Below are 14,675 nucleotides of genomic sequence, written 5' to 3'. Positions count from 1 at the left end.
ATTGTATTAAATTTAACAAAATGAGGCTTAATTTATAGGGGAGGAATGTAAATTGAAAAAAGGGTATTTATTTATTTTATTGACGGCAATATTTTATAGCACTCAGGAGATTTCAGGAAAAATGTTAGCTCAGAAAGGTGCTATGGATCCATTTCAAGTTATGATGATTGTATTTTTAATAGGTGCGGTAATACTGCTTCCTATGGCTGTGAAAGATATAAAAGCCAAAAAGCTTAAACTGAATGGTAACGATTTGGGATATCTTGCTCTTTGCGGAATACTAGCAGTATCCATTTCCATGTCTATGCTCCAGTTTGCAGTTACTTATACTAAGGCATCTACTGCGGCGGTATTATTCTGTACCAATGCTGTGTTTACCATACCTTTTGCATATTTCATATTAAAAGAAAAGATAAAAGGGATTACTATAGTTTCTATTATTGTTTCATTGATCGGTGTAGTTATAATATTTAATCCTGCAAAGGTTATGGAAGGTATTGGAGGAAGCAAGGATTTAATAGGAATATGTTTCGCGCTTGTAGCAGCTGTAGTTTGGTCTCTATACACAGTAATAAGTAAAAAGAGAATTGAAGTTTATGGAGGGTATGTTTTTAATTGCATCTCTTTCTTCTTTGGTGTAATAGCACTTTTACTTCTCTTAATAGTTACTGGCAGACCAATATTCAGTGGAATTACTTTAAATAATATTCTAGTGCTTTTATACATGGGTATTTTTATAAAAGCTGTTGGTTATATATGTTATCTTGGTGCCATAAAAGAGACTTCCGCTGTAACTGCATCTACAGTTTTTCTTATAAAACCTGCACTAGCTACAATACTGGCAATTTTGATTTTAGGTGAAAGTATAGAGGTAAATGTAGTTATAGGTATCGTGTTTATAATTATAGGCTCTATCATAAATTATTCTAGTAATAAAAAGGCAAATGATTTAAAGAAAGTTGCTAATACTAGTAGTGCAGAGAGTTAATTAATAGGAAGTTTGTAAATTAATAATATTTTAACTATTTGTGAGGCGATTAAATGAGTAAAGGGATAAAGAATTCACAATTGAAAAAAAAGAGTGTAAAGGATAGTAATGCAGCAGAAAAGATTGAGGAGAAAGTTGAAAAAACAGATAAGGTCGTTGCAAAGGCAGCTGAAGTTACAGAAAAACGAATAAGAAACTTAAAGCTCAAGGAAAAAGTCGTAACAGCAGATGCGGCAGCCGATATGATAGAAAACGGTATGATCGTTGCAATTAGCGGATTTACACCTTCTGGGTATCCTAAAGAAGTACCTAAAGCATTGACTAAAAAAGTTAATGCTTTAGAGGAAGAATTCAAGGTGACACTTTATACAGGGTCATCTACAGGGTCCGATATAGATGGAGAATGGGCAAAAGCAGGAATAATAGAAAGAAGAATTCCATATCAGACAAATTCTGATATGAGGAAAAAAATAAATGATGGCTCTATTAAATACGCTGATATGCATCTAAGCCATATGGCTCAATATATTAATTATTCCGTAATTCCTAAAGTAAATGTAGCTATAATAGAGGCAGTAGCTATTACAGAAGAAGGGGACATTATTCCTTCAACAGGAATTGGAAATACGGCTACTTTTGTAGAAAATGCAGATAAGGTAATAGTAGAAATTAATGAGGCTCAACCAATTGAATTGGAAGGTATGGCAGATATATACACGTTAAAGAATCCTCCAAGAAGGGAACCTATACCTATAGTTAATGCAGGTAATAGGATAGGGACCACATATGTGACATGTGGTTCTGATAAGATATGTGCCATAGTAATGACAAATGCCCAGGATAAAACAAGGCCTCTTACAGAAGTGTCTCCTGTATCTCAAGCTATATCCGATAATCTTATAGGATTTTTGAATAAAGAGGTTGAAGAGGGAAAATTACCTAAAAACTTGCTTCCTATACAGTCAGGAGTTGGAAGTGTAGCAAATGCAGTTTTGGCCGGACTTTGTGAATCAAATTTTAAAAATTTGAGTTGTTATACAGAAGTTATACAGGATTCCATGTTAAAGCTTATAAAATGTGGTAAAGCAGATGTGGTGTCAGGTACTTCCATAAGTCCTTCACCGGAGATGCTGCCTGAGTTCATAAAAGACATAAATTTCTTTAGAGAAAAGATAGTATTAAGACCACAGGAAATAAGTAATAATCCAGAGATAGCAAGAAGGATAGGAGTTATATCTATAAACACTGCTCTGGAGGTGGATATATATGGTAATGTAAATTCCACTCATGTTATGGGGAGCAAAATGATGAATGGTATAGGCGGTTCTGGAGACTTTGCCAGAAATGCATATTTGACTATATTCACTACAGAGTCTATCGCCAAAAAAGGAGATATATCATCTATAGTTCCTATGGTATCCCATGTGGATCATACAGAACATGATGTAATGGTAATTGTTACAGAACAGGGAGTGGCGGATTTAAGGGGTCTTTCTCCTAGGGAAAAGGCCGTGACCATAATAGAAAATTGTGTCCATCCTGATTATAAGGATATGCTTATGGAGTATTTTGAGGAGGCTTGTAAGTTATCAGGTGGAAATACCCCACATAATCTTGAAAAAGCTCTTTCCTGGCATACAAAATTTATAAAAACTGGTAGCATGAAATAGATATCAATAAGTATAATACAAAAATTTTAAATATATAAAACATTTATTTAGGAGGAAAAACATGAGTAATGAAGTATCTATAAAAGAATTGATTGAAAAGGCACAGGTGGCACAAAAAAAATTGGAAGCCTATAGTCAAGAACAAGTTGATGTATTAGTAAAAGCACTAGGGAAAGTAGTTTATGATAATGCAGAAATGTTTGCAAAAGAAGCAGTGGAAGAAACAGAAATGGGCGTTTATGAAGATAAGGTAGCTAAATGTCGTTTGAAATCAGGAGCTATTTGGAACCATATAAAAGATAAGAAATCCGTAGGCATAATAAAAGAAGAACCTGAAAGAGCACTTTTGTATGTTGCTAAGCCAAAGGGAGTTGTGGCAGCTACTACGCCTATAACTAACCCAGTGGTAACTCCTATGTGTAATGCAATGGCTGCTATAAAGGGCAGAAACACCATAATAGTAGCGCCACATCCTAAGGCAAAGAAGACTTCAGCTCACACTGTAGAACTTATGAATGCTGAACTTAAGAAATTGGGAGCACCAGAGAATATCATACAAATAGTAGAAGCACCATCGAGAGAAGCTGCTAAAGAACTTATGGAAAGTGCAGATGTAGTTATTGCCACAGGCGGCGCTGGAAGAGTTAAAGCTGCTTATTCCAGTGGAAGACCAGCTTATGGCGTTGGACCTGGAAATTCACAGGTGATAGTTGATAAAGGATATGATTATAACAAAGCTGCACAGGATATAATAACAGGAAGAAAATATGACAATGGAATTATATGTTCCTCAGAGCAATCAGTTATAGCTCCTGCTGAAGATTATGATAAGGTAATGGCAGCTTTTGTAGAAAATGGAGCATACTATGTAGAAGATGAGGAAACAGTAGAAAAGTTTAGATCAACTTTATTTAAAGATGGAAAAATAAACAGCAAGATTATAGGTAAATCTGTTCAAATTATTGCGGATCTTGCAGGAGTAAAAGTACCAGAAGGTACTAAGGTTATAGTACTTAAGGGTAAGGGTGCAGGAGAAAAAGATGTACTTTGTAAAGAAAAAATGTGTCCAGTTTTAGTAGCATTGAAATATGATACTTTTAAAGAAGCAGTTGAAATAGCTATGGCTAATTATATGTATGAAGGAGCTGGTCATACAGCAGGCATACATTCTGACAATGACGAGAACATAAGATATGCAGGAACTGTATTACCTATAAGCAGATTAGTTGTAAATCAGCCTGCAACTACAGCTGGTGGAAGTTTCAATAATGGATTTAACCCTACTACTACACTAGGCTGCGGATCATGGGGCAGAAACAGTATTTCAGAAAATCTTACTTACGAGCATCTTATAAATGTTTCAAGAATAGGATATTTCAATAAAGAAGCAAAAGTTCCTAGCTATGAAGAAATATGGGGATAAGAACTGTTATTAAAAAGTATATAAGGAGGAAAAAGATATGAAGTTATTAAAATTGGCACCTGATGTTTATAAATTTGATACTGCAGAGGAGTTTATGAAATTCTTTAAGGTTGGAAAAGGTGACTTTATACTTACTAATGAATTTTTATATAAACCTTTCCTTGAGAAATTCAATGATGGTGCAGATGCTGTATTTCAGGAGAAATATGGACTTGGTGAACCTTCTGATGAAATGATAAACAATATAATTAAGGATATTGGAGATAAAAAGTATAATAGAATTATTGCTGTAGGAGGAGGATCTGTAATAGATATAGCCAAAATCCTCAGTCTTAAGTATACTGATGATTCATTAGATTTGTTTGAGGGAAAAGTACCTCTTGTAAAAAACAAAGAATTAATTATAGTTCCAACTACATGTGGAACAGGTTCAGAAGTTACAAATGTATCAGTTGCAGAATTAAAGAGAAGACATACTAAAAAAGGAATTGCTTCAGATGAGTTATACGCAACTTATGCAGTACTTGTACCAGAATTTATAAAAGGACTTCCATATAAGTTTTTCGTAACCAGTTCCGTAGATGCATTAATACATGCAACAGAAGCTTATGTATCTCCAAATGCAAATCCTTATACTGACATGTTTAGTGTAAAAGCTATGGAGTTAATTTTAAATGGATACATGCAAATGGTAGAAAAAGGGAATGATTACAGAACTGAAATAATTGAGGATTTTGTTATAGGCAGCAATTATGCAGGTATAGCTTTTGGAAATGCAGGAGTAGGAGCGGTTCATGCACTCTCATATCCAATAGGCGGAAATTATCATGTACCTCATGGAGAGGCAAATTATCTGTTCTTTACAGAAATATTTAAAACTTATTATGAGAAAAATCCAAATGGCAAGATTAAAGATGTAAATAAACTATTAGCAGGTATACTAAAATGTGATGAAAATGAAGCTTATGACAGTTTATCACAGCTTTTAGATAAATTATTGTCAAGAAAACCATTAAGAGAATATGGAATGAAAGAGGAAGAAATTGAAACTTTTGCTGATTCAGTAATAGAAGGACAGCAGAGACTGTTGGTAAACAATTATGAACCTTTTTCAAGAGAAGACATAGTAAACACATATAAAAAGTTATATTAATATGTAACCTACAATCATTAAATATCCCATCTTAAGAGGGCATTTCCATATTGTGAAATGTCCTCTTTTTTATCCGAACATCTACCATTGCTAATACTCCCATCTTCTTCAAAGGGAGATAAGCACTGCTATGCGCCTGGATAAGTTCTTCTAAGGTTCAGATGGAGATAAGCAGTTCCTACAGCAAACTCCACCTGAACCTAAGAATCACTTGATCTAAATGATACAGTTCTATTACTAAGAAACACCTAATATAACATATAAGGATAATATTTCTGACATAGTATTTGAAAAAGTTTTCATCAATTCTGTGACTTCATGATATAATAATAGTGGTAGAAAATGATTCTTATGCGATGAACATAAGAATCACTTGATAATAATCTTAGATGGGAGGTGTATAAAGGTGAAAATGGATTTTGCTCTTAATTTAACTCAGGAGCAAAGATTGGCCATGACCCAGGAAATGCAATTATCCATAAAGTTGCTTCAAATGTCAAGCTTTGAACTTCAGGAATATGTGGAAAAAGAACTTCAGGAAAATCCTGTGCTTGATATTAAAGAATCCAATGTGGATAAAGTAGAGAAAGATAAACTTGAGTATAAAGAAATTATAAAAAATTTAGATTTTGACAACTATAGTCATCATAGTTATGATAGAAACTCTGGCGAGGAAGTATCTCCCTTTAATTTTATTTCTGAAGAAAAGTCTTTAAAAGAGTATTTGAAAGATCAAATAAGGGATCTTGATGAAAACCATTGTATAAAGACAATATGTTTATATATTATAGAAAATATAGATGATAGAGGATATTTAATACTGGAAAATGAGGAAATAGAAGAAGAATTGAAAATTTCAAAAGAACTGGCATCATATTGTGTAGATTTGATTCATTCTTTAGAGCCTCATGGAATAGGAGCGAGAAATTTAGGGGAATGCTTAAAAATACAGATAGAGCAAAAAGGTATGGATGAGGAGAATATATTTATAATAATTGATAAATATCTGGAGTTTATAGCAGAAAATAAATATAATGTTATAGCAAAAGAGTTGAATATAGATGTGAAGCAGGCTCAGGAATATGGAGATTTAATAAAGACACTTTCCCCTAAACCTTCCCGGGGATTTTATACAGGAGAAAGTGTAAGGTATATATCACCAGATGCATATATAAAAAAAATAGATAATGAATATTTTATAATTATGAATGATGATTTAACGCCAAGACTTACTATAAATGCTATGTATAAAGATATAATAAATAATGATACTGATAAAGATGCAGTAAGTTATGTAAAAGAAAAATTAAACAGTGCATTATTTTTGATAAAAAGTATACAACATAGAAAAAGTACTATTTATAGAGTCCTAGAAAAAATACTGGAAATTCAAAGGGATTATTTTGATTATGGGGAAAATTATCTAAAGCCTATGACATTAAAAGAAATAGCAAATAGTATGAATGTGCATGAGTCCACTGTAAGCAGGGCTATAAGGGATAAATATATACACATAAGCAGGGGTACCATAAAAATAAAGGATTTGTTTACTACGGGTATGATTACAAGTTTTAATGAAGAGAATGTATCAAGTTTAATCATTAAAAATAACATAAAGAAAATGATAGATGAAGAAGATAGAAAAAAACCACTATCGGACCAAAAAATATGTGATTTAATTAATGAGCAAGGCATGAATATTTCAAGGAGAACTGTGGCCAAATATAGAGAAGAAATGGGTATAAAGTCATCAAAAGGGAGAAAAAGATTTTAATTCTCCCTTTTATATGTGCGCCCAGCATCATTATATTCTTCACTTCTCTCAGTTTCTTTTAAAAATCCAAGAACCTCTTTGTTACACTCCTTTAACACTCCTAATCACCCCTTCAGTAGAACGTTTAATTATACGTTCTAAATCTCTTGCACTAGTTTCGTAATTCCAAATTTCATCAAAACTCCTATTAATGTTATCTAAAAAATTATCTCCTGATATTATGTACATAAATGTTAAAAATTTGATCCATCCTATCCATATATTTTCATTTGAAGTAGGATACTTACCATATGGTAAAAACATTTTTTGCTCCAACCAATCTGTAAAATAATCTATTTTTAATCCACTTAATTTAAGCCTGAATCCCAGTAAAATCAATAGATCCAGGCTAAATTAAGCAATATGTAACTGTAAAACTGTAGAAAATTTTGGAATGACATCATGTTTTGAAAAACGTACTATTTATTTTTTGAATAGTGATATTCACCATAGGTATTTCCGGTTTGAACAATTGAATGTTAATATATTAACGAAAGCATATGAAAGGAGAAAAAATGAAAAAAAATGAAAAAAAATTATAAAGAAGCGCCATTTATGAAATTCCATCTGATGCTATATGTCTGTACTATTCTAGGCCAGATTGCGTGTGGGTATGCTTTGGGGATTGCAGGTACAGCAGTAACACAAGCTCAGGATAAATTGGGGTTAAGTACTTTTTGGGTTGGGTTGTTGGGAGCCGGAACACTGATTGGACTTGCAGGGAGCCTTGTTGTTGGCAATATTGCAGATAAAATTGGCAGAAGCAAATTGTTGATATTGGGTATGGTATTATTTTCCGTATTTTCTATCCTTCAGCTTTTTACATCAAGTGTTGAAATTTTAATGGTTCTGCGTATCTGTATCGGTCTTTGTATTGCTGTTGATTATACAGTGGGATCTACAATTATTTCAGAGTGGTTTTCACCTAAGGACGGACCGATTTATCTGAGTAGGTTTATTATTTTCTGGACATTTGGTTATGTAGCTTCCTTCTTTGCAGGACTGATTATGGGAAACTTATCTACAGATTACCATGTCATTTTCATTACTTCAGTTATTCCAGGTGCACTTGCCGCTATTTCAAGAATTGTTATAGGGGTTCCAGAATCTCCTGCATGGCTGGCTACAGTTGGCCGGTTGGAGGAGGCAAACAAGCTGATTACGGAAAAACTTGGAGATGAATATTGTGTTGTTGTGGAAGAAAAGAAAGAACTTAATGAAAAAGTATCTGTGATGGAATTGTTTAGTCCCAAATATCGAAAAAATACACTTGTAGGTGGAGCGTTTTGGGCATGTCAGGTTTTCCCTTACTTTGGAGTAGGTATCTTTCTTCCTATATTAATTAGTAAATTGAATATGGGAAATGCAAATACATCTAGTATTTTATACGATGTCTTCTGTATGGCAGGAGCATTCATCGGAACCTATCTGTGTAACAGGATTTCGAGAAAACGCTTTCTTGTTTCAACATTTTATATTGCTGCCATTGCACTAGGTGTGATGATTGTAGGACATAACGGACCAACTATTATTATGGTTACTTCATTCTGTGTATATGCACTGGTTATGTCAATTGCTGTTGTAATAGAAAATCCATATCCACCAGAATTATTTGATGATCGTGTTCGAGGCACAGGTGTTGGTATAGTTATTGCCTTCAGTCGACTTGGAGCAGCTGCAGGAACTTTTCTGCTTCCAATTCTTGTAAAAGGCGTTGGTGTATATGGTACTTTAGGTGTCTGCTTTGCCATATTGCTTATCGGAGGAGTGGTTTGCCATCTGTTTGCACCAGAAACTTCCGTAAAACATATTCATTTGGTAGATACGGATAAGAGATTATCTACAAGTTAATGAAAGAAAAAAATAATAATTATAAAGGAGGAATATATCATGTTAAAAGATTATATGCAGAGAATACAGGCACTGAGAGAAAATTATATGTCTCATCGTGTTGAAATGGACATTCTGGATGCTTACTATGTAACCCAAGGATTTAAAGCCACAGAAGGCCAGCCATGGCAGATTCAGAAAGCTACCGCTATGAAGAATGTATATGAGAATAAACCGATTTACATTCAGGACAATGAACTTTTAGTTGGCGGTGTTGCATTCAAACCACGTGCGGGAATCCTCAATCCAGATTCTGCTTGCTCCGTAATTGAGAAAGAGCTGGATACTATCAGTACACGTAAATATGATCCATTTTATCTGTCTGATGAGAACAAGAAACTCTTCATGGATGAAGTGGCTCCTTATTGGAGAGGTAAATGTGTTCTTGATCGTTGGAATGCAATGATGCCTGAAGATGTAAGAACAATGCGTGATGGCGGAATGCTGTATGTTGATAAAAAGTTTGTTCGTGGATATGGTGAGAATACACCTGGATGGAGAACTCTTCTTGAAAAAGGTATTTCTGGAATTAAGAAAGAAGCTGAAGAAAAACTTGCTGCTCTTGATGATGCAAATGGAGAAGATGTACTGAAACAGATAATCTTCTATAAATCGCTTATTATTTCAGCTGAAGGTATCATTGCACTTGCTAACCGTCATGCAGATCTAGCTGAGAAGATGGCAGCAGAAGAAACAGATGAGATACGTAAGGCAGAACTGTTAAAAATTGCAGAAGTGAACCGCAACGTTCCTGCAAATCCACCTCGCAACTTCTATGAGGCACTGCAGAGTATGCTTACTTATGAGTTCTGTATCTTCATGGAGCAGAATGCCTCTTCCTACAATTTAGGTCGTATGGATCAGTATCTTATTGATTATTATAAGAAAGATATTAAAGATGGTATATTGACACAGGATGAAGCTCAGGAACTTATGGATTGTTTTTGGATTAAGATTGCAGAAATGGGGTTATTTCAAGACGGTGAAAGTGCTGCTTTCTCCGCAGGTTATAATATGACTGTTCAGGTTTGCGCAGGTGGTATTGATCAATATGGAAATGACGCTGTTAATGATCTTTCCTATATGACAATTCAGGCTACAGAAGATACTGCCCTGAAAGAACCAAACATGACCGTTCGTTACAATATTTCCAAAAACCCGGATTCATTCTTAAGAAAAGCTGCAGAGTGCATCCGTATGGGACGTACGATGCCTGCTATCTATCATGATGATGCTGGTATCAAGATGCTTCTTAATAAGGGTATTCCAATGTCACAGGCATGGGACTGGACTCCATGTGGCTGCGTTGAGACGAATCTGGAAGGACGTTTAAAATCTTATACTGATATCGGTGAAATCAGCATGGGTGGCGTTGTAGATATGGTTATGAATAATGGTAAGAGCCGTAAGACCGGTGAGCAGATTTCTATTCAGACTGGCGATCCTCGTGACTTTAAGACATTCGACGATTTTATGGCAGCAATCAAAAAACAGATTGCTTATTTCACACATACCATGGCAACAATGAACTCCTATTTGGATTATCTTAGCGAGAATTATCGTCCAGTTGCAGCGCTTTCGTTGACATATCCGAACTGTATGAAGGTAGGCAAAGATTACGCAAATGGAGGAGCTGAGTTTAATGTAGGTAATGGTATCAATATCATTGGACAGGCAGACATCATTAATTCTGTGGCAGATATTAAAAATCTTATTTACGATGAAAAGAAATTGACTATGGATGAACTTTGCAAAGCGTTGGATGCAAATTTTGAAGGATATGATGATATCTATAAGATGTGTATGGATGCGCCAAAATACGGAAATGATGATCCCAAGGCTGATTTTTGTGCTGGAGAAATCTACAACTATCTTGTGGATCAGATTGAGAAATATGATTCACCATTTGGTAAATTGACAGCAGGTATGCTTCCCGTATCTGGTAACGTGCCAATCGGACAAAGCGTAGGAGCGCTTCCTTCTGGACGTAAAGCATGGACACCTCTTGCAGATGGTATCGGTGCTACAGGTGGTACTGATGTAAATGGTGCTACTGCACTTTTGAAATCTATAAGTAACTTACCACATACACGTTTTACTCAGGGAACACAGATGAATCTAAAGATTGATCCGAAACTTCTTGAAGGCGAGCGTGGACTAAATAATATGATGGTTATGTTGAAGACTCAGTGTACATTGGATATTTATCATACACAGTATAATATTATCGATGCCGAAGTTCTTTTGGATGCACAGGAGAATCCGGACGATCATAGAGATCTTTTAGTACGAGTTGCAGGCTATACAGCATTCTTTGTAGAGCTGGGCAGGGATATCCAGAATGATATTATTCAGCGTACGGAGATTGAAAGCTGGGGTTGATAGAAAGGGTCAATATAATGAGCTATAAAAGTTATGAAAATATGGATCTTTCAGGCTCTGTACTTCGTATTGAAAAAAGTTCCATTTTCGATGGAGATGGACTTCGGACAGTTGTATTTATGAAAGGATGCCCTCTGCGATGCCAGTGGTGTTCAACTCCTGAAAGTCATGATAAACGGATTCAGACAACTATGGATGGAAGTATTACCTATGGCCGTAGTATGACTGTTGAAGAGGTTATGGTAGAAGTTCGAAAAGATATTCCTTTTTATTTTCATTCAGGTGGTGGTATGACGGTATCCGGAGGAGAAATTCTTACACAATCCGAGTTTGTTTATAATTTAGTGCGCCGTGCATGCTGGGAAGGAATTGACACTTGTATCGAAACCTCTTTTTACGGGGACTGGAATAAGATCGAGACTATTCTAAGATGTACAAATACTGCTTTTGTGGATTTGAAACTAATGGATCCAGAAAACCATAAAAAGTATATAGGGGTTCCCAATGACGTCATTCTTAGCAACATTCGTAAAGCTGGGGCTAAGAGAAGTAGTATGAAGCTGATTATTCGTAGACCGCTGATTCCAGGAGTGAATGATTCCAAAAAGGATCTGGAGCTCCTTGGAAGGTTTCTTGCTGAACTACCGGGTGTGGATCATCTGCAACTATTGCCTTATCATCGTCTTGGAACGGATACTTACCGTAAATTGGGACTTACGTATCAGCTTCCCGATATTGAGACTCCTTCAAAAGAGCATATGGAGCAGTGTGCGTACATTACAAACAAATATGTTAGAACAATAATTTAAAATAGATTTAAGAGAAAGGTGGATACAATTATGTTACGTTATGGATTTATTGCTGCAGGAAATATTATTCGTGCAATGCACAGAGGAGCAGAACTTAAAGAGGGGTATGACCCTTCAGAAATTGGTGTTTACGATATTAACGAAGGTGTACGTGAAGATTATGCATCCAAAGGTTATGCAACATTTGATAGCATGAAGGAGCTTGTTGATAATTCAGAAATGCTGGTTCTCGGAGTAACACCTAAGGTTGTCGGATTTATCATCGATGAACTGAAAGCATGCTATAGACCGGGACAGCTGATGTTAACAGTAGTAACTGGTGTTGAGCAGCCTTGGTATAAAGAACATCTTGGCAAGGACTGCAAGGTTGTGATTTGCATGCCTAACATGAGTTCACAGGTAGGAGAAGGTGCATTTGCGGTATCACGTAATGAAAACTGCACGGATGAAGATGTAGAGAATGTTACATCAATCCTTAGATCATGTGGTCTTGTGGAAGAGATTCCAGACGGTATGATGGCTGAAATACTTCCTTTTAATGGTTCGACACCTGGATTTATTTATCATATATCCAACCTAATGGTAAAAGAGGCAGAAAAGTTAGGACTGAATCCCGACTCAGCAATTCGTTTATTTGCTCAGACAGTTAAGGGAAGTGCGGAAATGATACTTTCTTCCGATATCAGTCTGAAGGATCTTGAAACTGCACTTAGATTACCTGGTGGTGCTACGGTAACAGCATTGGAAAAGATTGAATCTATGGGATTTGATGCAATATTTGAAGAGTTTGTAAAAGTCTCAGTTGATCACTGCAGGAAACTTGGAAATCAATAATTAATAAAAATAAACCAATGATAAGTTGTACTTAAGTCAGATACAGTGTAAAATAAAATTTTCAAAATAAAGGAGAAAAAACATGATTAAGAATCACGACAGAAAATTTAAAATTGGAATGCATAGTTATACGCTGCACCTTTCAGGTTTTGGCGAGAGCTGGGGATTTCAGGAATTTGGAGAACATCATGCATTTGAACAGGTAGCAACATTTAAAGATTTGGTAAACATTGCAGCAGAAGTTGGACTGGATGTTCTTCATATAACTTTGGTAGATATCCAGAATGATACATCAGACGAACATTTGGCAGAGTGCCGTAAAATTGCTGAGGATGCAGGTATTGAACTTGAGCTTAACGTTTCTTTCAATGCTCCTTCTGATCCTCGTGTAAATTGCAATGTTGTAGATTCCTTAAATATTGCACATAAATTAGGATGTAACCTTGTGAAGTATAGCACAGATGTAGAGCATCCAGAGAAATCTTCTCACTCTTGCTTAGCACCTTCTGTTATGGCACAGCTGGTTGAAATTTATAATCAGTTCCATGATAATATTCCACTTATTGAGGAATATGGTATGAAAATTGCAATCGAGAACCATTGTGATCTGTTCGCAGATGAAGTAATCTGGCTGGTTGAACAGCTGAATCATCCGCTGATAGGTGCATGCTGTGATACGATCAATTCATTAATGGTTATGGAAGGTATTGCAGATTGTGTCCGTAAAATGGCACCATATTGTTATTGTGTACATTTCTGTGATAATAGAGTATTTGCAGATCCTGATGGAACACATTCACTTGGTACAGCAATCGGAGCGGGAAATGTTGACTGCAAGGCTATCATGGATATTTTGAGAGAAGAAGCACCAGAAGGTCTGGATACCATTGATCTTGAAATCGAATTACCTCTTTCTGGCTATACTATTGAAGAAGGTCGAGAGTTAGAACTGAATGGCTTACGTGATTCTATTGAATATATGTATAAAGAATTAGGAATCGGTTACAATCCTGCAAAGATCTACGGCGATAGTAATTACTTTTTGAACAAATAATTCCACGGGAAATTTAGTGTAAATTGAACTGAGCTGTTAAGCATGATTGGGTAATCGATTAAAACTCGTATACCTGATCATGCTGTTTTATTTTATAAAAATAATCTAGGACAGAAAAATATACAGGTAAGGAGCAAGTCCATGAAGATTGGAAGGATTGCTATACCGAAAATAAGAAAGAGAAGTGTATGAAGAAAAGAGAATATGTTTATAATATAGTAAAAAGCATATTTTCAAGGATTTATTTACAATAATAATCTATGGAGGTAGTGTGAAAGAAAGTAGAGGACAGCCAAAGAATGGCGCACTTTACTAAGCTATCTAAAAGGTAGCTTTTGAAAAAGTGTAGGTTATAGATTAAAAATCACGAAGCTTCTAGCGATTCAGAAATTAATCCTGCCCAACAGCATAAACGTTTTGAAGAGGAAAACTGAGACATATCGGCACCAATTTCAGAGGTGATAGTGATTGCACTATCACGTTTTATACCTGGAATGGTACACAGTAACTGGACAGCATTTTCATACGGAGCAATCAAAGAATTAATCATAGAGTCTATATCATTGATGGTAGATGTGATATAATCCATATGTGCGCGAACGAAGTAGTCTGGAAGATATTTCTTCGTCCTTGTTTCCTTTTACAGCTTTCACCCACTT

General features: G+C 35.4%; 12 protein-coding genes. 10 read left to right on the top strand and 2 right to left on the bottom strand.

The features are described 5' to 3' along the window. Positions 1-52: 52 nt before the first annotated feature. The 5 genes from BS101_RS16590 (at position 53) to rpoN (ending at position 7,008) form a co-directional block, all read left to right on the top strand. The gene (locus BS101_RS16590; RefSeq protein WP_073539835.1) at positions 53-988 is read left to right on the top strand and encodes a DMT family transporter; all 936 of its coding nucleotides are present in this window, start codon (positions 53-55) and stop codon (positions 986-988) included. A gap of 53 nt (positions 989-1,041) precedes the next feature. Then, positions 1,042-2,658, top strand: a complete 1,617-nt coding sequence (locus BS101_RS16585) for an acetyl-CoA hydrolase/transferase family protein (protein ID WP_073539834.1) — start codon at positions 1,042-1,044, stop codon at positions 2,656-2,658. A 61-nt stretch (positions 2,659-2,719) separates the two neighbouring features. Beyond that, a complete protein-coding gene (locus BS101_RS16580) occupies positions 2,720-4,081 on the top strand; it encodes an aldehyde dehydrogenase family protein (RefSeq protein ID WP_073539833.1) in 1,362 nt (453 codons plus the stop codon). Positions 4,082-4,118: 37 nt separating this feature from the next. Then, positions 4,119-5,234, top strand: a complete 1,116-nt coding sequence (locus tag BS101_RS16575; RefSeq protein WP_073539832.1) for a 4-hydroxybutyrate dehydrogenase — start codon at positions 4,119-4,121, stop codon at positions 5,232-5,234. Between the two features lie 412 nt (positions 5,235-5,646). Continuing rightward, positions 5,647-7,008, top strand: coding sequence for an RNA polymerase factor sigma-54 (rpoN, locus tag BS101_RS16570; RefSeq protein ID WP_083585836.1), 1,362 nt, complete (start codon positions 5,647-5,649; stop codon positions 7,006-7,008). 81 nt (positions 7,009-7,089) lie between these two features. Here the strand turns inward: rpoN and BS101_RS16565 are convergent, their stop codons facing one another. Then, a complete protein-coding gene (locus tag BS101_RS16565) occupies positions 7,090-7,386 on the bottom strand; it encodes a hypothetical protein (RefSeq protein WP_198039504.1) in 297 nt (98 codons plus the stop codon). A 231-nt stretch (positions 7,387-7,617) separates the two neighbouring features. Between BS101_RS16565 and BS101_RS16560 the strand changes: the two genes are divergently transcribed. From BS101_RS16560 to BS101_RS16540, 5 genes are all read left to right on the top strand, one after another. Continuing rightward, positions 7,618-8,898: an MFS transporter gene (locus BS101_RS16560; protein ID WP_242951311.1), complete on the top strand. Its 1,281-nt coding sequence runs from the start codon at positions 7,618-7,620 to the stop codon at positions 8,896-8,898. Positions 8,899-8,937: 39 nt separating this feature from the next. Beyond that, a complete protein-coding gene (locus BS101_RS16555; protein ID WP_073539828.1) occupies positions 8,938-11,319 on the top strand; it encodes a glycyl radical protein in 2,382 nt (793 codons plus the stop codon). 17 nt (positions 11,320-11,336) lie between these two features. Continuing rightward, entirely contained in the window at positions 11,337-12,128 is a 792-nt protein-coding gene (locus BS101_RS16550) for a glycyl-radical enzyme activating protein (protein WP_156876072.1), read from the top strand. Between the two features lie 30 nt (positions 12,129-12,158). Further along, positions 12,159-12,962: a pyrroline-5-carboxylate reductase family protein gene (locus BS101_RS16545; RefSeq protein WP_073539827.1), complete on the top strand. Its 804-nt coding sequence runs from the start codon at positions 12,159-12,161 to the stop codon at positions 12,960-12,962. Between the two features lie 82 nt (positions 12,963-13,044). Beyond that, entirely contained in the window at positions 13,045-14,016 is a 972-nt protein-coding gene (locus BS101_RS16540) for a sugar phosphate isomerase/epimerase family protein (protein WP_073539826.1), read from the top strand. Between the two features lie 364 nt (positions 14,017-14,380). Here BS101_RS16540 and BS101_RS24420 read toward each other — a convergent pair whose 3' ends face one another. Further along, entirely contained in the window at positions 14,381-14,566 is a 186-nt protein-coding gene (locus tag BS101_RS24420; RefSeq protein WP_073539825.1) for a transposase, read from the bottom strand. Between the last annotated feature and the right edge of the window lie 109 nt (positions 14,567-14,675).

Source organism: Clostridium kluyveri (assembly GCF_001902295.1).
In the GTDB taxonomy this organism is placed as follows: domain Bacteria; phylum Bacillota; class Clostridia; order Clostridiales; family Clostridiaceae; genus Clostridium_B; species Clostridium_B kluyveri_B.
The sequence above is the reverse complement of the archived record's forward strand: the minus strand, read 5'-3'. Positions and strand labels throughout refer to the sequence as shown.

Coding starts and splice junctions, on each gene's coding strand:
- BS101_RS16585 (WP_073539834.1), top strand. CDS start 1,042: ATGAGTAAAGGGATAAAGAATTCACAATTGAAAAAAAAGAGTGTAAAG.
- BS101_RS16580 (WP_073539833.1), top strand. CDS start 2,720: ATGAGTAATGAAGTATCTATAAAAGAATTGATTGAAAAGGCACAGGTG.
- BS101_RS16575 (WP_073539832.1), top strand. CDS start 4,119: ATGAAGTTATTAAAATTGGCACCTGATGTTTATAAATTTGATACTGCA.
- rpoN (WP_083585836.1), top strand. CDS start 5,647: ATGGATTTTGCTCTTAATTTAACTCAGGAGCAAAGATTGGCCATGACC.
- BS101_RS16560 (WP_242951311.1), top strand. CDS start 7,618: ATGCTATATGTCTGTACTATTCTAGGCCAGATTGCGTGTGGGTATGCT.
- BS101_RS16555 (WP_073539828.1), top strand. CDS start 8,938: ATGTTAAAAGATTATATGCAGAGAATACAGGCACTGAGAGAAAATTAT.
- BS101_RS16550 (WP_156876072.1), top strand. CDS start 11,337: ATGAGCTATAAAAGTTATGAAAATATGGATCTTTCAGGCTCTGTACTT.
- BS101_RS16545 (WP_073539827.1), top strand. CDS start 12,159: ATGTTACGTTATGGATTTATTGCTGCAGGAAATATTATTCGTGCAATG.
- BS101_RS16540 (WP_073539826.1), top strand. CDS start 13,045: ATGATTAAGAATCACGACAGAAAATTTAAAATTGGAATGCATAGTTAT.
- BS101_RS24420 (WP_073539825.1), bottom strand. CDS start 14,566: ATGATTAATTCTTTGATTGCTCCGTATGAAAATGCTGTCCAGTTACTG.